Genomic DNA, 23254 nt, shown 5'->3' on the forward strand with positions numbered 1-23254 from the left:
GATGGACGGCCCCAAGGTCAGACGCCTGTATCCGGTCAGACAGAGACCATCGCCGGCAGGAAGCCAGGGTCTAAAGCAGGTCTCCTGCCTGATACGGGCCACCCTGGGTAAGGATGACCCACTGGTCCGCTTGGAGCGCCTTCTTAGGACTATCAAGGGGCTTTTGAATCTGGATCAGGTCGCTCTTTATCTCCGAGACAATGTTTCCCGGAGTTTGACCCCCCTGGTGGGGATCGGTATCCCCTCTGATCCAGTGGAAGATTCCCTAGATAATGCTTTTGGATACGTTCTCTTTAAAGGGAAACCCCTGTTTATCGAGGATTCCGGCGGACATGATGAACTACTTGATCCTCCCTTATTTCAGAAGGCAGGGGCCTGGGCTATCGTCCCCTGGGATGATGATTTTCGGGCCATCTTGGCCCTGGCTTCAAGGGGCCCTCGTTCTTGGTCTGAGGAGGACAAGGAGTTAGTCCTTGACGGGCTCTATCTGGCCACCGGCCTAATAAAAGAATTTGAGCTTCAAAGAGATCTGCATCATCAGCAATCGCTGACCAAGATTGTCACCCGGATAGATCGGATCTTTCACTTTGCTAAAAGCCCTCAGGGGCTTCTTGAGGAGCTGGTAATCCTTCTTAAGGACCTTTTTAAGATTGCTGGGGTAGCCATAAGGCTTGAATCAAACTCGGGCCTCTATCAGGCCCAGGCCGGAGATCTTCCTCTCTATTGCCGAAAGAACTGTTCAAAGACCCTTTGTGGGGGAAGTCCTTCCGAGAGCTTCCAGACCATGGTCTGTCTTCCGTTGGAGATCCCCTCAGCTCAGGGAGCCTTATGTCTTTTTGCTCCCCCAGGGGAGGAAGAGGCCTTTAAAGAGGCGGTCCTTTCCCTTCAGACTGTAGGAAGAATGATCTCCCGGGGAATATCCACGGTGGTGGCCCTTGAGGAAATGCGCCGGCTAGCGGAAGAAAACCAGACCATGGTCGACCAGCTGGCCGGCCTCTATGAGGTTGGTCTTTACCTGCTGGCTGCCAATAGCCCCCAGGACCTGGGACGTGAGTTTTTGGCTCGATTGACCACTCATCCAGGGCTCTCCTGCCCTAGGGCGGCCCTGGTTCTCAAGAAGGATCACCGTCGTTATATGGCCGAGGTTGTAGAGGGAGGAACTAGCGTTTTCAGGGGTCCGGTTCTGCCTCCTTCAAGAGATGAACTCCCTCAAGAGGTGGTCCAGAAGATGGGACCTTCTCCTCTTATCTATCCCCTCATGGCCGGTCCTGAACCCCTGGGGCTCTTGGCCGTAGACAGCCAGAGCTTTGTCGAAGATGACCGGGGCTTTCGTCTTCTGGCCAGCTATTTGGCCGTAAGCCTGGAGAAGACCCTTCTTTATGCCGGCCTTGAAAGGGCCAATCGGGAACTCCTCATCACCAAGGATCGCTTGGTAGATTCTGAGAAAAGGGCCGCCTTGGGAGAGCTGGCCTCGGCCATTGCCCATGAGATCCGCAATCCATTGAGCATCCTGGGGGGGCTTGCCCGGCGGGCCTCTCGGGCCTCCTCGGCAGAGGAGGCCCGCAGATATCTGGACCGGATGGTCTCCCAGGTGGCCCGGCTGGAAAAGGTCCTTCGGGGTCTTCTGGACGTCAATTATCGTTGTCCTCGGTGCTTTGGGCAGGAGGATCTTAATCGTTTGGTAGAAGAGGCCCTCTTTCTACTAGAAAGAGAGATTCAGGCTAGAGGAATTCGGGTGGAAAAAGACTTTCACCCCCTGCCCCGGGTTGACTGTGATGGTCATGAGATCCGCTACGTTATCTCTTGCTTGATTTTAAACGCTCTTCAGGCCATGGGGGAGGGGGGGATCCTTAGTATCCGCACCTACACCGATGAAGAGGTCGAACCGACGGTGGTCTTTGAGGTGAGTGATACTGGTGGAGGCATTCCCCTTGATATCCTGCCCAATATATTTAATCCCTTCTTTGGGACCAAACGCAGTCGTGGATTAGGGCTGGCCCTGGCTTACCGTATTGTTCGGTTCCATGAAGGAGAAATTTTAGTAGACAACCGCCCTGGCAAGGGAGCTACCTTTATCATCAAGCTTCCCCTGTGGCGCAGGAAACAAAGATTTCAGACCAAGTAAGGAGTAGAGACTATGGCAGAGACAAGGAAACCCCGCATTTTATTGGTCGATGACGAAGAAAGCATTCATATCCTTTATCGAGAAGAGCTGGAGGAAGAGGGCTATGAGGTTTATTCGGCCCTGAATGGGGAGGAGGCCCTCAAGATGGCTGAGGAAGTTGATCCGGATGTGGTCATTCTAGATATCAATATGCCCGGGATGGACGGCATTGAGGTCTTGAGGAAACTCAAGGAGAGGAAGCCCAATCGGCCGGTGATCTTAAGCTCAGCCTATCCGGAATACAAGCAGGACTTGGCCTCCTGGGCCTCGGATGACTATATTGTCAAATCCTATAATCTTGATGAACTTAAAGATTCGGTAAGGCGTCAGCTTCAGCGGATAATGGGCAACTAAAGGGGGATGAGGAGGGCGATCCGTTGATCGCCACTGAGCCCCATTGTCTTGAGCTTTACTCCATAGAGCCGTCTCAGGCGGCGTATGGGGCTTAGACTGGCCAGATTTGAGAGCTTGTGACCATCGTAGCGAAACTCAATAAGGCCAGATCCATCTACGGCCAAGCCAGTCTGGATGAAGATGGCCCTCTGGCTTCCAATGGAGCTGGCCTCTACGATAGAGGCCAGGATGAGGCAGAGAGCCTCGGTAAAGTCTCCCTTTCTTCCTTGAATACTTGGTAGCTTACCCGAAGGATTGAAAAAGAAGGTTCCTTCCCTGAAGGTAAACATCTCCATGAATTCGACTACCTCGAGGATGACCTGATCCAAATTGAGACAGGTCTCCTCTCTTTGCCCCAAATGATGTTGGTAAAGGGCCAAGGCCTTAAAGAAGGCCAGGATCTCCCCCAATCCCCGTTTCAGACGGGGAAAGAGAGAATTAAGTTCTCCTTTTTGATTTTCTTCATCTTTGAGCCTCAAGAGGTCTATCCGGCCAGAGAGGGCCGAAACCAGGTTCCCCATCCGGTTGAGGACTTTCTCAAAGAAGGCCGACTGGTAGAGATAGGCCCCAGGTCCTGGACCGATTTCAGCCCCAGAGATAAGAAAGCCTTTGGCCAAGGGGGCGATACGGATATCATAGCGGCGGGAGGGGTCCTTCTCAAAGAAGGCCTCAGGGAGCCTTACGGGTATCTTCTTTTTGCGGATCTTTTTAAGCCATCCCTCAAGATTCATTTCTCCGGCCTTGAGATCCTTGAGGATAAAGGCCTCCAGATCCTGCTCTGAGACCGAGTTTTTCTTCCTTTTTCCCGGGTAGGGAAGGAATATATCAAAGCCAGAATTTAGGATTTCTGCCGAAGGATGGAGACGGCTCTTTTGTGACATCTCTTCTCTACCTGTAATTACTACAGGTGACGATAATGCAAGAAATGAGCCGATATGGAAGAACCTTTTAGGAGGATTAAGGGCCCCTTTTGAGTAATAACTGGCCGGGGCCCTTATTAAAAAGAGCAAAAGGGAAAGAAAATTCCCTGACCAGGGAACTATTTTTCTTCTTAATTTTTACTCTTCGAGACCTTTTCGGTACCAGTCAATAGTCTTCCTCAGGCCTTCCTCCAGACTGACCATCTCTTGGAGGCCGAGGATCTTTTGGGCCTTGGAGATATCGGCCAAGGAATGTCTTACATCTCCGGCTCTTGCCGGGGCATAGTGAGGTTTAAGGTCCGTGCCGATAAGTTGGGCAATGAGACGGTAGAGCTCGTTGATGCTTGTTCTCCGACCGCAGGCAATGTTGAAAACCTCTCCCACGGCCTCTTTCCCGGCAAAACAAGCCTTCAGATTGGCTTCTACTACGTTGTCAATATAGGTGAAATCCCGGCTCTGCTCTCCGTCTCCAAAGATGGTCGGGGACTGCCCTTTGAGGAGAGAGGTGATGAACTTGGGAACCACAGCGGCGTACATGGAGTGAGGGTCCTGCCGGGGACCAAAAACGTTGAAATATCTCAAAATGACCGTCTCTAGCCCGTAGACCTGGCTGAAGACCTGGCAGTAGTATTCTCCGGTAAGTTTGGAGACAGCGTAGGGAGAAAGGGGGTTTGGGGCCATGGTCTCCTTCTTGGCTATGATCTGGCCGAAGGGATCTTCCTTGTCGCCGTAGGCCGAGGAGGAAGCAGCATAAACGAAGCGCTTGACCCCTGCCTCCTTGGCCGCCCAAAGAAGGTTAAGAGTCCCGGTAATATTAATCTCGTTGGTGCTCTGGGGGTCATCAATGGATCGGGGAACCGATCCCAAAGCGGCCTCATGGAAGATGTACTCTACAGCCTGACAGGCCTCCTTGCAGACAGAAGGATCTCGAATATCTCCCCTGATAACCTCAAGCCTTTCCTTAAGGGGAGCAGAAAAGTCGAGGTTTTCCTCTTTGCCGTTTGAGAAGTCGTCCAGAACACGGACGTAGTGTCCATCTTTCAAAAGGCGTTCGGTGATGTTGGAGCCGATGAAACCGGCCCCTCCAGTTACTAAAAAGCGGGCCATTTTTACCTCCTGAGGGGTTTTAACCAGATTCGGAAGATTTTTCAGGCTCTTTAATGCCTAGGTTTTGCATCTTGTAAAGAAGGGCTTTGTAACTTATCTGGAGGATTTCAGCAGCTTGGCGGCGATTCCAATTGGTCTTCTCTAGAACCACTTCGATAAGCTCTCTTTCCACATAGTCGAATATCTTGCGACGGATCTCTTTAAGAGGGATGGATCCGTTGCCGTAGGGGGCTAACTCTTCACGGACGAGATCCTTGAGGTTGGTGGCCTGGACCTGGGGCGATTTCTTCCCTTGGGCCGAATCCATGTGACGGCGGATATCTTGGGCAATGGGTTCCCAGTCTTTGAGGACCAGAAATCGCCGGATGTAGTTCTCAAGCTCGCGGACATTGCCCGGCCAGTGATATTCCATGAAAAGTTCCATGAGTGGGGTAGGGATCTCCACGTCTTGGCCCCCAAGACGGGGAGAATAGCGGGCCAAAAAGTGTTTGCAGAGCAAAGGAATGTCCTCGCGGCGATTCCTTAGCGGGGGAACAACGATCTTGATGATGTTAAGGCGGAAATAAAGATCCTCCCGAAAACGTCCTTCTTTGATGTCCCGGTCAAGATCGTGGTTGGTGGCCGCAATCACCCAGGTGTCCACCCGGATGTCTTTCTGGCCGCCGACCCGGCTGAATTCGCCATCCTGGAGGACCTGGAGCAGTTTGGCCTGGAGGTGAAGGGGCATGTCGCCTATCTCGTCAAGGAAGATCACCCCACCGTTGGCCAACTCAAACTTGCCTGGCTTCTGGGTTACTGCTCCGGTGAAGGCTCCCTTCTCATGGCCAAAGAGCTCGCTCTCCAGAAGTTCTCCAGGAAGGGCCGCACAGTTTACCTTGACAAAAGGCTTATCCTTCCGGTAGGAGAGCCGATGGAGGGCTCGGGCTACCAGCTCTTTGCCAACGCCGCTTTCGCCATAGATTACGACGTTTAGGTCCGTGTTTACGACCTGAGTGATGAGCTCTTTGATGCTCTGAATGGCCGAACTCTGCCCGACAATAAAATCCAGGGCCACAGAGGCCTCCTTACCCAAACCATGTAGCTCGATACAATATTTTTAAAGGATAACCTAATTGTTACGATAATCCAGCTATTATGTAAAAAATCTGGCAAATTAAACAGCAGTTTGCCTCAAAGATAAATAGGGAGTTTTACCTAATGGTAAATACTGAGCTAAGGAAACAGGTTGAAGAGGCTAGGGCATTTATTGGGGCCAGGGTCCAGTCTTTTCCCCCGGTTTTGCTTATTTTGGGTACTGGGCTCTCCGGGGTAGCTGAAAAGATGGAAAAGACCCTGGAGATTCCCTATCATGAGATCCCTCATTTTCCGGCCTCAACGGTCCCTAGCCACCGGGGGCGTTTAGTCATGGGCTACTTTGCTGGCCGACCTATCTGGGCCTTCCAAGGTCGGTTTCACTACTATGAGGGATATTCGGCCCGGGAGATAACGTTTCCTTTAAGGGTGATGACTAGGCTGGGGGTAAAGACGGTAATTGTCTCTAACGCTGCCGGAGGGCTAAATCTTTCTTTTTCTCCTGGGGATATCATGCTTATTTCGGACCATATAAATCTCATTCCGGACAATCCCTTACGAGGCCCCAACATTGAGGAATGGGGGCCGCGGTTTCCGGATCTATCTGAAGCCTATAGTCTGAGATTGCGCCACCTGATGAAGGAGGTAGCTCGGGCTGAGGGAATTGATCTTAAAGAGGGGGTCTACGTGGCTGTCCCCGGGCCCAGTTTAGAGACCCCGGCCGAGACGAGGATGCTCCGCCATCTCGGAGCTGACGCCGTAGGTATGTCAACCACTCCAGAGGTCATTGTCGCCAATCACGCCGGCCTTGAGGTCTTGGGGCTTTCGGTTATTGCCAATGTCAATGATCCAGACAACTTTAGGCCTATTCTGCTCAAAGAAGTCATTGCCTCGGCTGAGGCTGCCGGGGAGAAGCTTGAAAGGCTAGTGGCCGCCTTTGTCCAAAGGATCCCAGAGGATTGGCTTAAAGGAGAGCGCTATGGGCGGGGATGAGCTTCTGATCAAGGCCAGGGTCATACTGCCGGCCTGGGATGTACCGGCCATCTTTGATGGAGCAGTTCTGGTACGGGGCCCGAAGATCATCGCCGTGGGGCCGGCCCGGGAGATCCTCGCCAGTCACCCTCTGGCCCGGGTCAAGGATTTGGGGGCCAGTCTCCTTTTTCCGGGACTGATAAACGCCCATACCCACGCAGCCATGACCATTTTCCGGGGGATGGCGGATGATCTTCCTCTTATGCGTTGGCTGGAGGGCTACATCTTCCCGGCCGAAAGACACCTTAACCCCCGGTGGGTATATTGGGGAACGAAACTGGCCATTTGGGAGATGCTGGCCTCAGGGGTGACCACCTTTGCCGATATGTATATCTTCTCCAAAGAGGTCATAAAGGCTGCGGATTCGGCTGGGGTCAGGGCCGTTGTTGGCGAAGGTCTCTTTGATTTCCCTTCTCCAGGTTATGGTCCTCTTGAGGCCGGTCTTAGACTTACCGAAGATCTTCTTCTGGCCTACCGGGATCATCCCCGCATTAAAGTCATGGTCTGTCCCCATGCCCTTTATACCTGCTCTCCAGAGACTTTAAAAAAGGCCTACCATCTGGCCGAGAAACACGGCGCCAGTTTCAATATCCATTTGGCTGAGACCAACGACGAGGTAAGCCTTATCAAAGAGCGCTACGGTCTTTCTCCGGCCAAACATCTGGCCTCCTTGGGGCTGGTCTCTGAGGCCTTGGTGGCCGTCCATGGAGTTAAATTGACTTCTGAGGAGATAGTCCTTCTGGCTGAAGCCCAGGCCAGCTTGGTTCACTGTCCGGAGAGTAACCTCAAGCTGGCCTCCGGGGTAGCTCCGGTGCTGGAGATGCTCTCCCTCAAGCTCAATGTGGCTTTGGGGACGGATGGTCCGGCCTCTAACAATGATCTTGATCTTCTGGGAGAGATGCGCTCTGCCGCCTTGCTCCAGAAGGGGCTCAAAGAGCAGGCCACGGTGCTCCCAGCCCGGGAGGCCTTTCGTATGGCCACCGAAGCCGGGGCTCGGGCCCTTAGACTCCAGGGCCTGGGGCGTCTTGAGCCAGGATTCTTGGCCGATATGGCCGCCCTAGATCTTTCTAGACCGCATCTAACCCCTCTTTATGACCCTCTTTCGCTTTTGGTTTATAGCGCCCGGGGAGGAGATGTTTCCTGGGTGATGGTTAACGGAGAGGTGGTCTTTGATCGGGGAGTTCCGGTCATGTTTGACGGGGCAGAGACTCGGGCCGAAGTGGCCCTCATCTGTCAGGAGATCAAGGCCAAGTTGGGGCTAAATCCCTCTGGTCCTAACCCAGAACCTTAAAGACTTCCTCCACCGCCTCTTCGGCTTCCTCCACGTATCGGACCCCCTCTATTCCTGGCCAGGTCTTAAGGCCGACTACAGGACGCCACATCTTTAGGGCCAAGGCGATCTCTGAAAGAGTCCCGTAACCCCCAGAGATGGCCACTACGGCCTCGGCTGAGCGGACTAAAATGACGTTTCGGGCGTGACTCATGGCCGTAACCACAGGGATATCGATGTAGGGATTGGCCTCTGAGGCTTTATTGCCAGGAAGTATTCCAACAGTGAGGCCTCCGGCCTCTTTGGCTCCTTTGGCCGCGGCCTCCATAACCCCGCCAAGACCGCCACAGTAAATCATGGCTCCTTGCTTGGCCAGAAGAAAACCGACCCTCTGGGCAATCTCATAGATGTTGGCCTCACAGATTCCGGCCCCGATGACCGCAATTCGTCTCAAAATAGCCATTTTATCACCAAGAATCCCACTATTAGCAGGCCCACAAAGGCCGCTGTAAGCAGATTAAAGTAACGTTCTATATAGTCTTTGACCGCCTGGCCGAAGAAGAAGATCATCCCGGCTACCAGAAAGAACCGACCGGCCCGGGAGATTACCGAGGCCAGAAAGAAGGTCAGGAGATCGATCTTAAAGGCTCCGGCACTAATGGTGAAGAGCTTATAGGGAAGAGGGGTAAAACCAGCCACTCCTACTGCCCAGGCATCATACTGATGAAAATAGGTTCGAGCCAGATCGAACTTGGCGGTAAGGCCATAAAAAGAAAGGATCGGTTGGCCGACAGTCTCCATAAAGAAGGCCCCCAGTCCATAGCCAGCCAGCCCCCCCAGAACCGATCCCAGGGTGCAGATGAGGGCCAGATAGAAGCCTCTCTTAGGGGTAGCTAGACAAAGGGCGATGAGAAGGACATCCGGGGGAATGGGGAAAAAACTGGCTTCAGCTACGGCTAAAAAAAAGAGGGCCCAGGTCCCCCGGGGAGATTCGGCAAAAGAAAGGGTCCAGTCTTTGAGGGAATCCAGGCTTTTTAACCCTGCCATCCGTGGTCTCCAATAAGTTTAACAAAGCGGACGCCCCCGAGATTTTCAGTCACAAAACGGTCGTCCTTTCTGGTGACCCGGATAAGGTCCTGTGAGTATTCATCTCCGACAGGGATGACCAGCCGGCCATTGTCGGAGAGTTGTTCAAGGAGAGGTTTCGGAATCTTGGGGCCGGCAGCGGTGACGATTATGGCCTCAAAGGGGGCCTCTTCCGGCCAGCCCTTAGTTCCATCTCCCAGGCGGATGACCACATTGGTATAGCCCAATTCATCGAGCACCCGTCGGGCTCTCTGGACCAAGGTCGGCACTCGCTCGATGGAATATACCTTGTGGGCCAGCTCTGCCAGGATGGCTGTCTGGTATCCGGATCCCGTTCCTATCTCCAGGACCTTTTCGTCCCCTTTGAGTTGGAGGGCCTCGGTCATCAGGGCTACAATGTAGGGCTGGGAAATAGTTTGCCCTTGACCGATGGGAAGGGGAAAATCTCCATAGGCCTGGTCCCATAGGGCCTCATCGACAAAAAGATGGCGAGGGACTTTACGCATGGCCTCGATTACCCGTGGGTCTTTTATGCCCCGGGCAACGATCTGGGTCTCTACCATGCGATTGCGGGCGATGGCGAAAGGATCCTTCACTTTTTCTCTTCTACTTGGTAACGGCATTGGTAGACCTGATTGCCCGCAAAGATAATCTCTAAGATCTCTATTTCCTCACGTCCTAAGCGGCTTCCCAAAAGGGGAAATTTTTTTAAAGTGCTTTTATTGACATTAAAATAGTACCAGATCTCCCAACCATTGGCTTGGCGGACAACTTTGTCTGGAGGTCCAAGGAGGTTCAAGACCTCAGCCCGGTTGGACTGTCCTTTTTTGATGAGACAGGCCTCATTGGCCAGATAGACCCGTCTGCCCCCTCCACAACCGCTAAGTCCTAGAGCTGACAGGCCGATAAATAAAAAAACAGCTAGTTTTTTTACCAAAGAATGCTTTGACATGTTAAACAATATAACAGCCGTCCTGAGGAGGATAAAGGCCTCATATCGGCCTGAGGAGGGAGAAAATGCGCTGTCCGAAGTGTAATTTTTTAACCTTTGACCATCTGAGCACTTGTCCTCATTGTCAGAACGACCTAAGCTCCATCAAGAAAGCCCTGGGTAATCCTTTGCCCCTTGAGGCAGTGGCTGACTTTCTGACTGGCTCGGAGGCCCCTTCGGCCTCAAGTCCGCCTCAGGGGCCCCAGTTAGGGGCCCAGCCTGAATCCATTGAACCCAGCAAAGAGGCTCCTGGGCCTTCAGGAATCTCTGATATTGACGTCTCTGATCTAGTTCCTGAGGCTGGAGAAGAAGGCTCTGGAGAGGATCTAGAAGAGATCGATCTCTCGGCCCTTGAATCCGAAGAGTTTAAAAAGGCTCTTGATGAAATCCTTGAAGAAAAGTCTTAACCTTTTTCTTGAAGAGGGTCGGGGCTTTTGATAAAGGAACGGCACAGATAAGAAGGAGGGGTCTATGTTAGTAAGAGAATGGATGGCAACAGATGTGGTCACCGTAGACGAAAATGCCTCCATGATGAAGGCCACCCAAATAATGAAGGAACATAAGATTCGGCGTATACCGGTGGTCCGTCGGGGGAAGGTTGTCGGGATTATTACTGATCGCGATCTTAAGGAAGCGGCTCCGTCTAAAGCTACTTCTTTAGACGTTCACGAACTCTATTACCTGCTTTCCGAGATCAAGGTCAAAGACATCATGACTCCTAATCCCATCACCATCAGAGAGGACGATACTGTTGAGAGGGCAGCGGTGATCATGCTGGAGAACCGGATCTCTGGCCTTCCAGTAGTCAACGAAGAAGGCTATGTGGTTGGCATAATTACCCAGACCGATGTCTTTAAGGTCCTGATCAGCATTACCGGTATATACCGGGGGCCCATCCAGATTGCCTTTGATCTTGAGGATCGTCCGGGATCGATCAACGAGGTGGCGGCGGTTATTCGGCAACATGGTGGACGCTTGGTTTCCATCCTCACCTCCTATGACCACGCTGAACCTGGCCGGCGGGAGGTCTATATCCGGATTAAGGACCTGGAAGATGAGGCCCTTAACGAGATGATTGAACGTCTTAAGACCCGTTTTAAGGTCCTCTATGTCGTCCGGGATGACCTTACGGTTATTCCCAAAAAGGTAGACGTTGCCACCAAGGACGTCTTTGGGGGGATACGTCAGGCCACAGGCTAGGCCTTTCCTCAAGGACTGGTCTGATTTCTGAGACCTCTCCCTCTCTGAGGGGCATCCAGACGGTATTTCCTTTGGGGAGGGAGACCTCACCTGTTGTCTCATCGATGGCGGCAAAGGTGATCCCCTCGGGGGGGATAAATCTCTCTTCCCTCAAGCCATCAATATCAAGGATCTTTTCCATAAAAGAGACCCAGATGGGACAGGCGGCCCGGCCACCGGTTTCCCCAGGGCCAAGGGGTGTTTTGTCATCACGCCCCACCCATACTCCGATCACCAACGAAGGAGTATAGCCGACGAACCAGGCATCGCGATAATAGTCTGTGGTCCCGGTTTTGGCCGCTATGGGGATGGGAAGACGGGAGGCACAACGGCCGGTTCCGTCCTTGACCACCTCCTCCAGAAGATAGGTGAGCATAAAGCTGGTCTCTGGAGAGAGAACCCGAACCGGGGGGGATCTTCGGGGCTCAAGGACCCGTCCGTCTCGGTCTACCAGGGCTTCGACTATCCGTGGAGGGATTCTTTCCCCTTCATTGGCAAAGGCTTGGTAGGCTGCTGTAAGTTGGATGAGGGGAATACCATTGGATCCTAGGGCCAAGGCTAGGTCCCGGGAGAGCCGGACCGTGATCCCCAGCTTTTGGGCCTCGGTGATTACCTGATCTATCCCCGCTAGTTGGGCCACCTTAACGGCCACAGTGTTTCGGGAATCCGCCAGGGCCTTGCGGACGGTAATGGGACCTAAAAAGAAACCGTCAAAGTTCTGAGGCTCCCAGTGTTTGTCTTCAGTGGCTCCTGGAAAGATCAGGGGTTCGTCAACAAAGAGTGTAGCCGGGCTGATAAGATCGGCCTCAAGGGCGGCGGCATAGACAATAGGCTTGAAGGCAGAGCCTGGTTGACGGCGGGCCTGGGTGGCCCGGTTGAAATGGCCCCGGCCGGGATCAAGCCCCCCGACCAAGGCCCTTATGGCCCCAGTTGAGGCCTCAATGAGGCAGATGGCTCCCTGAACGGGGGAATCCTTGAGGTCGGGGTGACGTTTATCTATGGCTATTAGGCCTTCTTTCAAGGCCTCAAAGGCAGCTCTCTGGTAATCGAGGTCAAGGGTGCTATAGATCCTATAGCCACCGGTGAGAAGCTCTTCTCGCCCCAGGATCCTACTGAGTTGTTGTTGGGCATAATCGACAAAGTAAGCCGCTTCCTTGGCAATGGGAGGGTTGAAACGCCGGAGCTCAATGGGGGTAGCATAGGCCCTTTGGGCCTCCTCTTCCGTGATGTAACCCTCGGCGACCATTCTCTTCAGGACGTAAGCCTGACGTTTTTTGGCCAGTTTGAAGTTACGGTAGGGATTATACCGGCTAGGGGCCTGCGGGAGGCCAGCAATAAGGGCGCACTCGGCTAGGTTGAGATCCCAGACGTGTTTGCCAAAATATATCCGGCTGGCAGCCTCGACTCCGTAAGCCCCTTCTCCCAGGTAGATCTGATTGAGATAGATGTTGAGGATCTCATCCTTGGTGAGCATGGAATCAATACGCCAAGCCAGGAGGGCCTCTTTGATCTTGCGTCTGAAGGACTTCTCTCTGGAGAGCAACAACGCTCTGGTGACCTGCTGGGTAATGGTGCTACCGCCTTGGACAATACTGCCAGCCTCCATGTTTCTGATGGCCGCCCGCATGATGCTAAAGAAGTCCAAGCCTTTGTGTTGGTAAAAGCGGGCGTCTTCGGCGGCAATGATGGCCTGGATAAGCCTCTCAGGGACCAGTTCCAGGGGGACAGGCCACCTCTTTTCCCTATAAAAGTAGGCCACTAGGCGCCCCTTGCGATCATAGAGCTCGCTTACTGCCGGGGGGCGGTAGTTCTTAAGGCTACTGACGTCAGGCAACTCCAGTTTTAGATAGGCAAAGACCAGGGCCAAGACAAAAAGGGAAACCAAGGCCGCTGAGCTAAAAACCATTACTAAGACGTGGCCGTAAGACCACCTGAAGACTATCTTGGGCATCTCCTCTTTTACTTAGTCCCCTTGCAGAGAGCCTGCAAGCTTTTGGCCTTGTAAAGTCGGGAAAAGAGACTATTTTATGGGCGCAGAAGACATGATAAGCCCTTCTTTTTAATTGGCAACATTTCTTCTTTTTTCCCTTGTTTTTAAATAGATCGGGTAGGAGGAGGTGAGCATCTTTATGAAGATTGCTCAGGTGGCTCCTCTCCATGAAAGTGTGCCCCCAAAGCTTTATGGGGGAACGGAACGGGTTGTCTCCTACTTGACTGAAGAGCTGGTGGCCATGGGCCACGAAGTGAGCCTTTTTGCTAGCGGCGACTCAAAGACCAAGGCCAAGCTGATTCCCTGTTGCCAGAGGGCCTTAAGGCTTGATGCCAGCTGTCAGGATCGCCTTGCCCACCACATCCTTCAGTTGGAAAAGGTCTTCCAGATGGCCGATGAGTTCGATATCATTCACTTCCACATCGATTATATCCATTTCCCTTTGGCCAGGCGTCTCTCAACTCCCTCGGTGACCACTCTTCACGGACGCCTGGACATCGGTGATCTTGTCCCCCTTTATCGGGAGTTTAAAGATCAGGCTCTGGTCTCTATATCCTATGCCCAGCGAAAACCCCTTTACTGGGCCAACTGGAAAGGGACCGTCTACCATGGACTGCCCAAAGGCCTTTACCGTCCATATACTGAGCCAGGAAAATATCTGGCCTTTTTAGGCCGGATATCTCCGGAGAAAAGACCAGACCGGGCCATAAAGATCGCGGAGATGGCTGGGGTTCCCCTCAAGATTGCCGCTAAGGTAGATTCCGCAGACCGTCAGTATTTTGAAGAGGTTATCAGACCGCTTCTCAAGAGCCCCTGGGTAGAGTTTGTGGGGGAGATTGGAGAGGGGGAAAAGAACGAGTTTCTAGGGCAGGCCCTGGCCTTGGTCTTTCCCATTGACTGGCCTGAGCCTTTTGGGTTAGTGATGATCGAGGCTTTGGCCTGTGGTACCCCGGTTATTGCTTGGCGCTGTGGTTCTGTGCCGGAGGTGATCGAAGAGGGAGTGGCCGGATTCATCGTGGAGAGCTTGGAGGAGGCGGTGGTGGCAGTAGAAAAAGTGGCCTCTGTTGATCGGGCTGGCTGCCGGGAGTTTTTTGAACGGCGATTCTCGGCTTCCAGAATGGCCCGGGATTATCTTGACATATATGAGGCCATCGTCGGCGAAAAATATCCCCTGCTTAAGGCGGTCTAAGTGGCCCATCAGGAGATCATCTGTGTCGAAAATCGTTTCTATATCCTTACGACCTCGGCCAGGATCGACGATCGGCCCCGGGTCCTCAAGCAGGGGGATACCTTTGCCATTTTTAACCGCTTTGGCGATATAGAGCCACTGGGAAGCAACGAATACGGTCTTTTCCACCAGGGGACCAGGTTCGTCTCTCGCCTTCGCTTGGCAGTAGCCGACCTGGCCCCTCTGCTCTTAAGTTCTACCATCCGGGAAGACAATATCTTCTTTACGGTGGATCTCACCAATCCCGATATCGTCTCCCGGGATCGTCTTCTGGTTCCCAAAGGTACTATTCATATCCTGAGGACCAAGTTCCTTTATGATGGTTGTTGTTACGAACGGCTTGAATTTGAAAACTTTGGTCTCTGCCCGGTAGATCTTTTCTTTTCCTACTATTTCGAGGCCGACTACGCTGATATCTTTGAGGTTCGAGGCCTGAAACGGCCCAAGAAAGGGCGGATCTTTGCTCCAAAGTTGGAATCCGACCGGGTGATCTTCTCTTACCAGGGGCTTGATGGGGTCTTGAGAGAGACGGTTCTTCGCTTTTCTCCAGCTCCGGAAGAATTAGCTCCTTCGGAGGCCATCTTCAGGGTCTGTCTACGTCCCCGGGAGGCAAAGACCTTCTTCCTTACGGTTTCTTGTGAGATAGATGAAGAGAAGCGCCGGTGCCTATCCTACAAGAAGGCCGGTTTTGAGGCCCGTTTGCATCTGACCAACTTCCGCCAACAGACCTGTGAGATCCAGACTTCAAATGAGCAGTTTAACCGCTGGCTCCATCGCTCTTTAGCCGATATCTTTATCATGCTTACCGACACTCCCCATGGCCCCTATCCTTATGCCGGCATTCCCTGGTTCAGTACAGTCTTCGGACGAGACGGTATCATTACCGCCCTAGAGTGTCTCTGGATCAATCCGGCCATTGCCCGGGGGGTTCTTTCCTATCTGGCGGCGACTCAGGCTCGGGAGATCAATCCCGAAACCGATGCCGAACCTGGCAAGATAGTTCACGAGATCCGCTCTAACGAGACAGCAGCCACCGGTGAGATCCCTTTTGCCTTTTATTACGGGACGATCGATGCCACTCCCCTTTTTATTCTTTTGGCCGGGGCCTATTATCAACGCACTCAGGATCTCGACTTCATCCGCCAGATCTGGCCCCAGATCCTTTTGGCCTTGGAGTGGATCGAAAAGTACGGTGATCTGGACGGTGACGGTCTGGTGGAATACTCTTCAAAAGGAAAAGGGCTGGTTAACAAAGGCTGGAAGGACTCTCATGATAGTGTCTTCCATGCCGATGGTCGGCTAGTCAAAGGCCCTATAGCCCTGGTGGAGGTCCAGGGATATGTCTACGAGGCCTGGCTTAAGGCTTCTCATTTGGCGGCAGCTTTAGGGGAAGAGGTTCTGGCTAACAAACTGGCCCTTCAAGCTAAAATCCTACGCAAAAAGGTCAACAAACTTTTTTGGTCCGAAGAACTGGACACCTATGCCCTGGCCCTTGATGGAGACAAACGCCCCTGTCTTGTCCGGACCTCGAATGCTGGTCACCTACTTTTCTCCGGGCTGGCCGGAGAGGAAGAGGCCCGAGCTGTGGCCCAAAGGCTTCTGTCTCCAGACTCATTCTCCGGTTGGGGTATCCGGACTCTTTCCTCCCTTGAGGTCCGTTATAATCCCATGTCTTATCACAATGGTTCTATCTGGCCCCATGACAACGCCTTGATTGCCTATGGTCTCAGACGCTACGGCTTTCGGACAGAGTTCTTAAAGATCTTTCAGGCCCTTTTTGAGGCCAGTAATTTCTTTGAACTCCACCGGATGCCAGAGCTCTTCTGCGGTTTTCCCCGGCGTCCCCACGAAGGCCCCACAGCTTATCCGGTCTCCTGTAATCCTCAAGCCTGGGCTGCGGCCTCCGTCTTCTTTCTTCTTCAGGCCTCTCTGGGCTTGAGTTTTGAAGGGGGAAAGATCTACTTTTACCATCCCATACTTCCTGACTTTCTGAACCGGATCTGGATCAAAAACCTTCGCTTGGGGGAGGCCAGCGTTGATCTGCTGATCCGCAAATGGGAGGGAGATGTGGTCATAAACGTCTTTAAAAAGAAAGGTGATCTGGAGATAATAGTTGTCAAATGAACTATCAGGAGATTTGGGAAAAGATTGGTCTTCCGCCGGCAGTGGCCTTTGTTGGTCCCCACAACGTAGGCAAGACGACTTTCATCCTTGAGATCCTTAAGATCTTAAGGACTGAAGGATACAAACCGGGAGTTCTCAAATCTACCAAAGAAATCGCCAATCTTGACCACCCAGGCAAGGATACCTTTCAGTATCGAGAGCTTGTAAGCCAGGTTGGTTTGGTCGGACCTTCGGGACTTTATTTTTTCTCTGGACATCGTCCTTCTCTCGAGGAGATTCTCTTTAGATATTATGGAGGCTGTGATTTGGTAATAATTGAAGGTTTTAAACATCATCCCCATCTTCCCAAGATAGAAATTGCCCGCCGGGATATCTCTTCCCAGCTATTGGCCGAAGAGATTCCCGGGGTGATAGCGGTGGTGGCTGATTTTCCGGTGAAAGGCTGGCCTCTTTTTTCTTTCAAGGAGCCGGAGAAGGTCGTAGAGTTTATCAAAGAAAAGATAATAGCCCCCTTCGGAGGGCAGAGACATCTCAGTCTCTGGGTAAATGGCCGTCCGGCCCCCCTTAAGTATTTCATCCGTCAGATTACGGCCGATATTGTCCTTGGGGTGGTCAGAAACTTGCGACTTCCAGAAAAGGCCAAGTTGATCGAGCTTCGCCTTGACTTAGAGGACTAGGCCAGAGTCCTTTTGATATGTTCACTTATCTCTTTGGCGTAGGCCTTGATCTCCTCCTGATCCTCTCCTTCCACCATGACCCGATATACCGGTTCAGTCCCTGAAGGCCGGATGACGATCCGGCCCCTATTAGAGAGTTTTCTCTCTATCTGGCTTTTAAGCTCCATGAGCCCGGGGATCTCCTCAGGGGGAAGACGCCGGCTTACCCGGACGTTTATTAAGACTTGAGGATAAGTCTCCATTATCTGAGCGAGTTCTGAAAGGGATTTGCCTTCTTTGAGCATTACGGCCAGGAGCATGAGGGCCGCAAGGGTTCCGTCACCAGTGGTCATGTAGTCAAGGAAGATCAGGTGTCCCGACTGTTCTCCTCCCAGATTGTAGCCTCCCTCCCTCATAGCCTCGACCACGTATCGATCTCCAACCTTGGTCCTCAGAAGCCGGAGCCCCATCTTTTTTAGGCAGACCTCAAGTCCCATATTGCTCATGATAGTGGCCACCACGGTGTTTTTCTGAAGGCGTCCGGCCCGGGCCATGGCCTGGGCACAGATGGCCATAATGTGATCCCCGTCGACTATTTCGCCCCTTTCATCGACGACAATAACCCGGTCAGCGTCCCCGTCCAGGGCAATTCCCATATCGGCTCCGGTCTCTCGAACCTTGGCTTGAACCACCTCTGGATAAAGAGCTCCACAACGGTTGTTAATGTTTAGGCCATCAGGATCTACCCCTAGCTTGATGACCTCGGCCCCCAGTTCCTCAAAGACCGCTGGGGCTACCCTGTAGGCAGCTCCGTGGGCACAATCAAGGACCAGTCTCAGCCCATCAAGGGTGAATTCCTTAGGAAAGGCCTGCTTGAGGAAGACGATGTAACGCCCCCGAGCGTCGTCGATCCGGAAGGCCTTACCTACTCCGTCGCCCGTTGGTCGGTGGTTATCAAGTTCCGGGCTCTCCATAAGGGCCTCCAACTCGGCCTCGGTCTCATCAGGAAGCTTAAAACCATCTCCAGAGAAGACCTTGATTCCGTTGTCTGGATAAGGGTTATGCGAAGCCGAGATGACCACTCCGGCATCGGCTCGCATGCTTGAGGTCAAAAAGGCGATGGCCGGGGTTGGTAGAGGACCAACCAGGAGTACATTGGCTCCCATGGAGCAGATTCCTGAAGCCAAGGCAGTCTCTAGCATGTAGCCCGAAAGTCGGGTGTCCTTACCGATAAGGACTCGATGGTGGCCGCCAATCTTTCTAAAATAATAGGCGATCGCTCGTCCCAGCTTGAGGGCGGTCTCCGGAGTCATGGGGTGTTCGTTGGCTAGGCCGCGGATCCCATCTGTCCCGAACAGTCTCCTGCTCATGTTTTTTCCCTTTCCACACGGTTTTCTTGATGAGATGGAGGATATTTTGGGTTTTTTTGTTTGGGGCCTTTTTGATGTAAACCTTGACTCTGGAAGGCTTTATGGAGAGAAGACGAAGTTTTTTATCCGGCAATCCGACTCTTATCTCTCGCCAGTAGGTTCCAGGCTTAAGATCTTTTGTTTCCACCCAGGCCTTTATCTGTGAGGTCTCAAGTTTCCTAAGAATGATCACGGGACCAGCGATCTTAAGAGTTACTCGGTTGGGGGTCAGGATAATCGGTCTGGTTTCTCCCTCAGAGGACAAGGGGACCTTCAGAACTTTGCTGCCAATGATCTCGGTGACTATTACCGTTACCGTGACCATTGGGTCTCCATTAATGACCCTTACATAAGGGGGCAGGTTGAGTCTTACCTGTCGCTGGAAGGCGGTGGTCAACCCAGAGAGGTCCACCGGCTGGGTTTCCAGAAATTTGAGACCTTTGAGAGTCGAAAGAGGTCCTTCCACCCGGACCTTTTCGGGACTGACGACGATCTTCTCCAGACGGAATCCCTCTGGTAACTTGCCTTCTGTACGGACTCGGACCTTCACGGTCTTGCGAATCAGGCGGTCGAGGACGATCTCAATCTCTGAGGGACTGATCTTGACCACCCGAACCCCTCTGGGGACTCGAATACTCTCCGGAGTGATCTGGATAATTATCCTCCCAGGCTTGGCCTCTGAGAGGTCGATAACCCGGGAGATCCTCTGCCGTGATAGCCCCTGAAGCAGGCTTCGAGGCCCACTTACCCTGACCTTGATCTCTCCGGGGATGTCGTTGACGACAATGGTGTCAGAAGGCAGGTTAACCAGCTCCAGGGCTACATCCAGGGCCATTTCTGCATTTTCTTCACCTACTACCAGGAACCAGAGGATGACGGCAAAGACTATCGAGAGCCCCTTAAGTACCCAGTCTCTACCCAGGAACTCCTGCCATCTCATCAGAAGATTTTCCTCTTCCACCAGGGATGACTCTTGGGAGGACCGACTCCCAAGAGGTTAAGAAGCATTCGCCTCAGGGTGGACTCATCAATATCAGGGGTAATGTGCCCGCCGACAGCCAGGCTAATGGCCCCCCGTTCTTCGGAGACCACGATGGCCACTGCATCGGTTATCTCCGTGATTCCCAGGGCGGCCCGGTGCCTAGTCCCTAAGTATTTACTGACGTTGGGATTGGTGGTCAGAGGGAGAATGGAACCTGCTGTTGCCACCCGGCCTTCGCGGATGATCACCGCCCCGTCGTGGAGGGGGGAGGCTGGATTAAATATACAGCAGATAAGATCGCGGTTGACCCGGGCCTCAAGGATGGTTCCGCTTTCAATGTATTCCTTGAGACCGGTTTCCCGCTCGATGACAATAAGGGCCCCAATGTAGCGGTCGGCCAAGGAGGTGACCGCCTTGATGATTTCCTCCATAGCCTGGGAGCGCTCTACCCGGGCCTTCAGAAAAGGGGTTTGGCCCATCTGGGTAAGGGCCCGACGGATGTCATCCTGGAAGACAATGATGATGAGGAGGACCAAGGAAGAAAGAAAGGTACCCAATATCCAGTGAAGGGTTAGAAGTTCGAGTTTGGCCGCCACAAAGTAGATGAGCATAAGCACCCCGAGCCCAGCCACCATCTGCATGGCCCGGGTGCCCCGAATGATTAGCATCACCCGGTAGATGAGGAAGGCCACAATGGCAATATCGAGGATATCCTGCCAACGTAGCCGTTCTAGAAACTGAAAGACCTTATCCATCAGCCTTCTTTCATCTTGGAGACATATTCGACCTTAGCAATGGCTCCAATTACCGTCAGCAGATCCCTGGCCATAGCCACGTTGTGGACCCGGACGATGTGGGCTCCTTTGATGGCTGCCCAAGCCACTGCCCCCATGGTTCCAGCATCCCGCTCCTCGGGAGGGTGTCCGGTTATCTGGCCAATGAAGGCCTTGCGGCTGGGGCCTACAAGGATCGGAGCCCCCAGAGAGATAAACTTTTCAAGATGTCTAAGGATAACCAAATTGTCCTCAAAACGTTTGCCAAACCCTATTCCCGGATCAAGGATGATCCGCTCTCTCTTGATCCCAGCCCTAGTAAGACTCTCTATACGTTCGATAAAGAAGGATCTTATCTCTCCTATGACATCGTCATAGGTGGGGTTAATCTGCATATCTCGGGGGCTTCCCTTCATATGCATCACCACCACTGGGGCCTGGGTGATTTTGGCCAGCTCGATCATTTTGGGATCAAAGCGCAGGCCGCTGATGTCGTTTATTATATCGGCCCCGTTAGCCAAGGCCTCACGGGCCACTGGAGCCTTGTAGGTATCAATAGAGATGGGGGTATCCGGCAGATGATGGCGGATGAGGCTTATGGCCGGAATGACCCGAGAAAGTTCTTCCTCTACGGAGACGGGTTCTGCAAAAGGGCGGGTAGATTCCCCCCCGATGTCAAGTATGTCGGCGCCGGCTTCAGCCAGGGCCAGGGCCTGCCTTAAGGCTGCTTGGGGGCTTAAATATTTTCCCCCGTCAGAGAAGGAATCGGGGGTGACGTTGACCACCCCCATGATATAGGGTCTTTGCCAGTCAAGGTGGAGACGACCCCACTTGAGAGGTTTCACTGCCGTCCTTTCTGTTTAGGTAGTAAAAGAGCCCTTTTTACGGGCGGCTTTTCTAAGCTGCTTGAGGGGTGGCCCCGGTTTCTCGAATGATCTCATCTATAGCCTTGGCGTCTAGGGTCTCCCGTTCCAGAAGGGCCTCTGCCAACCGATGGAGCGTGTTGATATTGTCTTGGAGTAGCTTTTTGGTTTTCTCGTAACATTCGGTGACCATGCGGCGGATCTCGGTGTCGATCTTAATAGCTGTATCCTCGCTATAATCCTTATGATGGGCTAGCTCCTTGCCCAGAAAGATGTGTTCGTCTCTTTTCCCAAAAGACACCGGTCCTAAGACCTCGCTCATTCCCCATTCACAGACCATTTTTCGAGCCAGCTCCGTGGCCCGCTCGATGTCGTTTCCAGCCCCGGTAGTGATCTGCTTTAGGACCAGCTCTTCAGCAGCCCGCCCCCCGAGGAGGATCATCAGGCGATTGATGAGATAGTCCTTAGGATAGGTATGCCGTTCATCTAGAGGGAGTTGTTGGGTTAGCCCCAAGGCCTGCCCCCGGGGAATGATGGTTACCTTGTGGAGAGGATCGGTCCCCGGGAGCAGTTTGGCCACCAAGGCATGGCCTGCTTCATGGTAGGCAGTGATCCTTTTTTCTTCTTCGCTGATGATCATACTTTTCCTCTCCCGCCCCATGAGGACTTTATCCTTGGCCTCCTCAAAATCTTCCATATCTACCTTTTCCTTCCCTTTGCGAGCCGCTAGAAGAGCCGCTTCGTTAACCAGATTCTCAAGATCAGCTCCAGAGAAGCCCGGTGTGCCCCGGGCGATCAGGGAGATGTCAACATTTTCTGCCAAGGGGACCTTTTGGGTGTGGACCTTAAGGATCTCTTCCCGTCCCTTGACATCTGGGGCGGGAACAACCACCTGACGGTCGAAACGCCCCGGGCGGAGGAGGGCGGGATCAAGGACATCTGGCCGGTTGGTGGCGGCAATAACGATGACCCCCTCGTTGCTCTCAAAACCATCCATTTCTACCAAGAGCTGGTTTAAGGTCTGTTCCCTTTCGTCGTGTCCTCCCCCAAGGCCTGCTCCACGGTGGCGTCCAACGGCGTCTATCTCGTCAATAAAGATGATACAGGGGGCATGCCTTTTGGCCTGGGTGAAGAGATCCCTTACCCGGGCTGCTCCTACACCGACAAACATCTCTACAAAATCAGAACCAGATATACTGAAGAACGGCACTCCGGCCTCCCCAGCAATGGCCTTAGCCAGCAGGGTCTTTCCGGTCCCAGGAGGTCCGACCAGAAGTATTCCTTTGGGGATCCGGCCTCCCAGCCGGGTAAACTTTTTGGGATCCCGTAGAAAATCTATAATCTCTGAGACCTCTTCTTTAGCCTCCTCCACTCCTGCGACGTCTTTAAAAGTGATTTTTATCTGCTGACCGGTAAGCATCTTGGCTCGGCTCCGACCAAAAGAAAGGGCCTTCCCACCCCCGGTCTGCATCTGGCGCATAAAGAAGATCCAGACCCCAACCAGAAGAAGCATGGGGAACCAGGATATAAGAAGGGTGATATACCAGGGGGTCTCTTCCTGAGGCTTAACAGTGATCTTTACCTGGGCATCCTTGAGCAGGCTGACTAGACTGTCATCCCGGGGGGCCACAGTATGGAAGCGTTTCTTGTTGGTGAGAAAACCATCGATCTTATCTCCCTGGATGATGACTTCTTCGACTTCTCCCTTTTCCACCAGACTGATAAACTCACTGTAAGGAATTTCTACCCCCCTTGGTTTAGGCTGGTTGAAAATATTAAAGAGGAAGACCATCACAATGGCTATTATGAGCCAAAGGCTTAAGTTTCTGTAAAAGGATGACAACTCTCTTACCTCCTTAAAGGCAATTGACAGGCCCGATTTATTAATTGAAACGGCTTAAAGGCAACCAATCATTAACCATCTTCTGGACCTAGCCCGAAATGGAAGAAACATTT

22 protein-coding genes are annotated in these 23254 nt (G+C 52.8%); 9 read left to right on the top strand and 13 right to left on the bottom strand.

What is annotated here, in order from left to right; genetic code table 11:
• Position 1 precedes the first annotated feature (1 nt).
• Both ACXJJX_RS02745 and ACXJJX_RS02750 read left to right on the top strand, forming a co-directional pair.
• Positions 2-2125, top strand: coding sequence for a GAF domain-containing sensor histidine kinase (locus ACXJJX_RS02745; protein ID WP_456431747.1), 2124 nt, complete (start codon positions 2-4; stop codon positions 2123-2125).
• A gap of 12 nt (positions 2126-2137) precedes the next feature.
• Complete coding sequence (locus tag ACXJJX_RS02750; RefSeq protein ID WP_456431777.1) at positions 2138-2518, top strand: response regulator; 381 nt, start codon at positions 2138-2140, stop codon at positions 2516-2518.
• Here the strand turns inward: ACXJJX_RS02750 and ACXJJX_RS02755 are convergent.
• The 3 genes from ACXJJX_RS02755 to ACXJJX_RS02765 form a co-directional block, all read right to left on the bottom strand.
• Positions 2515-3438 carry a hypothetical protein gene (locus ACXJJX_RS02755; protein WP_456431779.1) on the bottom strand — a complete coding sequence of 308 codons (924 nt, stop codon included), beginning with the start codon at positions 3436-3438 and terminating at the stop codon, positions 2515-2517. The two genes, ACXJJX_RS02750 and ACXJJX_RS02755, sit on opposite strands and share 4 nt — an antisense overlap.
• 177 nt (positions 3439-3615) lie before the next feature.
• Positions 3616-4584, bottom strand: a complete 969-nt coding sequence (locus ACXJJX_RS02760; protein WP_456431784.1) for an SDR family oxidoreductase — start codon at positions 4582-4584, stop codon at positions 3616-3618.
• Positions 4585-4603: 19 nt separating this feature from the next.
• Positions 4604-5638 (bottom strand): sigma-54 interaction domain-containing protein, encoded by a 1035-nt coding sequence (locus ACXJJX_RS02765; protein WP_456431786.1) that lies wholly within the window; start codon positions 5636-5638, stop codon positions 4604-4606.
• Between the two features lie 143 nt (positions 5639-5781).
• On the opposite strand from ACXJJX_RS02765, the gene ACXJJX_RS02770 reads away from it, so the two are divergent.
• Positions 5782-6648 (top strand): purine-nucleoside phosphorylase, encoded by an 867-nt coding sequence (locus ACXJJX_RS02770; RefSeq protein ID WP_456431788.1) that lies wholly within the window; start codon positions 5782-5784, stop codon positions 6646-6648.
• On the top strand, positions 6635-7978 hold the full coding sequence (locus ACXJJX_RS02775; RefSeq protein WP_456431790.1) for an amidohydrolase family protein: 1344 nt from the start codon (positions 6635-6637) through the stop codon (positions 7976-7978). Before ACXJJX_RS02770 ends, ACXJJX_RS02775 begins: the two co-directional genes overlap by 14 nt.
• On the opposite strand, the gene ACXJJX_RS02780 is transcribed toward ACXJJX_RS02775, so the two are convergent.
• The 4 genes from ACXJJX_RS02780 to ACXJJX_RS02795 are packed head-to-tail and all read right to left on the bottom strand — an operon-like array spanning position 7962 to position 9995.
• Positions 7962-8420, bottom strand: coding sequence for a TIGR00725 family protein (locus ACXJJX_RS02780; RefSeq protein ID WP_456431792.1), 459 nt, complete (start codon positions 8418-8420; stop codon positions 7962-7964). The genes ACXJJX_RS02775 and ACXJJX_RS02780 overlap by 17 nt on opposite strands.
• Entirely contained in the window at positions 8408-9004 is a 597-nt protein-coding gene (locus ACXJJX_RS02785; protein WP_456431794.1) for a YqaA family protein, read from the bottom strand. Before ACXJJX_RS02785 ends, ACXJJX_RS02780 begins: the two co-directional genes overlap by 13 nt.
• On the bottom strand, positions 8992-9666 hold the full coding sequence (locus tag ACXJJX_RS02790; RefSeq protein WP_456431796.1) for a protein-L-isoaspartate(D-aspartate) O-methyltransferase: 675 nt from the start codon (positions 9664-9666) through the stop codon (positions 8992-8994). The genes ACXJJX_RS02785 and ACXJJX_RS02790 overlap by 13 nt, the downstream gene beginning before the upstream one ends.
• Positions 9636-9995, bottom strand: coding sequence for a hypothetical protein (locus ACXJJX_RS02795; RefSeq protein ID WP_456431798.1), 360 nt, complete (start codon positions 9993-9995; stop codon positions 9636-9638). Before ACXJJX_RS02795 ends, ACXJJX_RS02790 begins: the two co-directional genes overlap by 31 nt.
• Positions 9996-10060: 65 nt before the next feature.
• Here ACXJJX_RS02795 and ACXJJX_RS02800 point away from each other — a divergent pair, with 65 nt between their 5' ends.
• Together ACXJJX_RS02800 and ACXJJX_RS02805 are read left to right on the top strand one after the other, a co-directional pair.
• Entirely contained in the window at positions 10061-10441 is a 381-nt protein-coding gene (locus ACXJJX_RS02800; RefSeq protein WP_456431800.1) for a hypothetical protein, read from the top strand.
• Between the two features lie 64 nt (positions 10442-10505).
• Positions 10506-11234, top strand: a complete 729-nt coding sequence (locus tag ACXJJX_RS02805) for a CBS and ACT domain-containing protein (RefSeq protein WP_456431802.1) — start codon at positions 10506-10508, stop codon at positions 11232-11234.
• Here the strand turns inward: ACXJJX_RS02805 and ACXJJX_RS02810 are convergent.
• Positions 11167-13224, bottom strand: coding sequence for a penicillin-binding protein 1A (locus ACXJJX_RS02810; RefSeq protein ID WP_456431804.1), 2058 nt, complete (start codon positions 13222-13224; stop codon positions 11167-11169). The genes ACXJJX_RS02805 and ACXJJX_RS02810 overlap by 68 nt on opposite strands.
• Positions 13225-13402: 178 nt before the next feature.
• Between ACXJJX_RS02810 and ACXJJX_RS02815 the strand changes: the two genes are divergently transcribed.
• The 3 genes from ACXJJX_RS02815 to mobB are packed head-to-tail and all read left to right on the top strand — an operon-like array spanning position 13403 to position 17292.
• Positions 13403-14452, top strand: a complete 1050-nt coding sequence (locus ACXJJX_RS02815; protein ID WP_456431806.1) for a glycosyltransferase family 4 protein — start codon at positions 13403-13405, stop codon at positions 14450-14452.
• Positions 14453-16615, top strand: a complete 2163-nt coding sequence (locus ACXJJX_RS02820) for an amylo-alpha-1,6-glucosidase (protein WP_456431808.1) — start codon at positions 14453-14455, stop codon at positions 16613-16615.
• A complete protein-coding gene (gene mobB / locus ACXJJX_RS02825) occupies positions 16612-17292 on the top strand; it encodes a molybdopterin-guanine dinucleotide biosynthesis protein B (protein WP_456431823.1) in 681 nt (226 codons plus the stop codon). Before ACXJJX_RS02820 ends, mobB begins: the two co-directional genes overlap by 4 nt.
• Here the strand turns inward: mobB and glmM are convergent.
• Genes glmM through ftsH form a run of 5 tightly spaced genes read right to left on the bottom strand, consistent with a single transcriptional unit; the run spans position 17289 to position 23141 of the window.
• Complete coding sequence (gene glmM / locus ACXJJX_RS02830) at positions 17289-18641, bottom strand: phosphoglucosamine mutase (RefSeq protein WP_456431842.1); 1353 nt, start codon at positions 18639-18641, stop codon at positions 17289-17291. The two genes, mobB and glmM, sit on opposite strands and share 4 nt — an antisense overlap.
• A complete protein-coding gene (locus tag ACXJJX_RS02835) occupies positions 18532-19641 on the bottom strand; it encodes a CdaR family protein (RefSeq protein ID WP_456431844.1) in 1110 nt (369 codons plus the stop codon). The genes glmM and ACXJJX_RS02835 overlap by 110 nt, the downstream gene beginning before the upstream one ends.
• A complete protein-coding gene (gene cdaA, locus ACXJJX_RS02840) occupies positions 19620-20417 on the bottom strand; it encodes a diadenylate cyclase CdaA (protein WP_456431846.1) in 798 nt (265 codons plus the stop codon). The genes ACXJJX_RS02835 and cdaA overlap by 22 nt, the downstream gene beginning before the upstream one ends.
• Complete coding sequence (folP, locus tag ACXJJX_RS02845) at positions 20417-21280, bottom strand: dihydropteroate synthase (RefSeq protein WP_456431848.1); 864 nt, start codon at positions 21278-21280, stop codon at positions 20417-20419. Before folP ends, cdaA begins: the two co-directional genes overlap by 1 nt.
• Positions 21281-21332: 52 nt before the next feature.
• Positions 21333-23141, bottom strand: coding sequence for an ATP-dependent zinc metalloprotease FtsH (ftsH, locus tag ACXJJX_RS02850; RefSeq protein ID WP_456431850.1), 1809 nt, complete (start codon positions 23139-23141; stop codon positions 21333-21335).
• Positions 23142-23254 lie beyond the last annotated feature (113 nt).

The organism is Thermosulfuriphilus sp., assembly GCF_054026695.1.

Coding starts and splice junctions, on each gene's coding strand:
- ACXJJX_RS02745 (WP_456431747.1), top strand. CDS start 2: ATGGACGGCCCCAAGGTCAGACGCCTGTATCCGGTCAGACAGAGACCA.
- ACXJJX_RS02750 (WP_456431777.1), top strand. CDS start 2,138: ATGGCAGAGACAAGGAAACCCCGCATTTTATTGGTCGATGACGAAGAA.
- ACXJJX_RS02755 (WP_456431779.1), bottom strand. CDS start 3,438: ATGTCACAAAAGAGCCGTCTCCATCCTTCGGCAGAAATCCTAAATTCT.
- ACXJJX_RS02760 (WP_456431784.1), bottom strand. CDS start 4,584: ATGGCCCGCTTTTTAGTAACTGGAGGGGCCGGTTTCATCGGCTCCAAC.
- ACXJJX_RS02770 (WP_456431788.1), top strand. CDS start 5,782: ATGGTAAATACTGAGCTAAGGAAACAGGTTGAAGAGGCTAGGGCATTT.
- ACXJJX_RS02775 (WP_456431790.1), top strand. CDS start 6,635: ATGGGCGGGGATGAGCTTCTGATCAAGGCCAGGGTCATACTGCCGGCC.
- ACXJJX_RS02780 (WP_456431792.1), bottom strand. CDS start 8,420: ATGGCTATTTTGAGACGAATTGCGGTCATCGGGGCCGGAATCTGTGAG.
- ACXJJX_RS02785 (WP_456431794.1), bottom strand. CDS start 9,004: ATGGCAGGGTTAAAAAGCCTGGATTCCCTCAAAGACTGGACCCTTTCT.
- ACXJJX_RS02790 (WP_456431796.1), bottom strand. CDS start 9,666: ATGCCGTTACCAAGTAGAAGAGAAAAAGTGAAGGATCCTTTCGCCATC.
- ACXJJX_RS02795 (WP_456431798.1), bottom strand. CDS start 9,995: ATGTCAAAGCATTCTTTGGTAAAAAAACTAGCTGTTTTTTTATTTATC.
- ACXJJX_RS02800 (WP_456431800.1), top strand. CDS start 10,061: ATGCGCTGTCCGAAGTGTAATTTTTTAACCTTTGACCATCTGAGCACT.
- ACXJJX_RS02805 (WP_456431802.1), top strand. CDS start 10,506: ATGTTAGTAAGAGAATGGATGGCAACAGATGTGGTCACCGTAGACGAA.
- ACXJJX_RS02810 (WP_456431804.1), bottom strand. CDS start 13,224: ATGCCCAAGATAGTCTTCAGGTGGTCTTACGGCCACGTCTTAGTAATG.
- ACXJJX_RS02815 (WP_456431806.1), top strand. CDS start 13,403: ATGAAGATTGCTCAGGTGGCTCCTCTCCATGAAAGTGTGCCCCCAAAG.
- mobB (WP_456431823.1), top strand. CDS start 16,612: ATGAACTATCAGGAGATTTGGGAAAAGATTGGTCTTCCGCCGGCAGTG.
- glmM (WP_456431842.1), bottom strand. CDS start 18,641: ATGAGCAGGAGACTGTTCGGGACAGATGGGATCCGCGGCCTAGCCAAC.
- cdaA (WP_456431846.1), bottom strand. CDS start 20,417: ATGGATAAGGTCTTTCAGTTTCTAGAACGGCTACGTTGGCAGGATATC.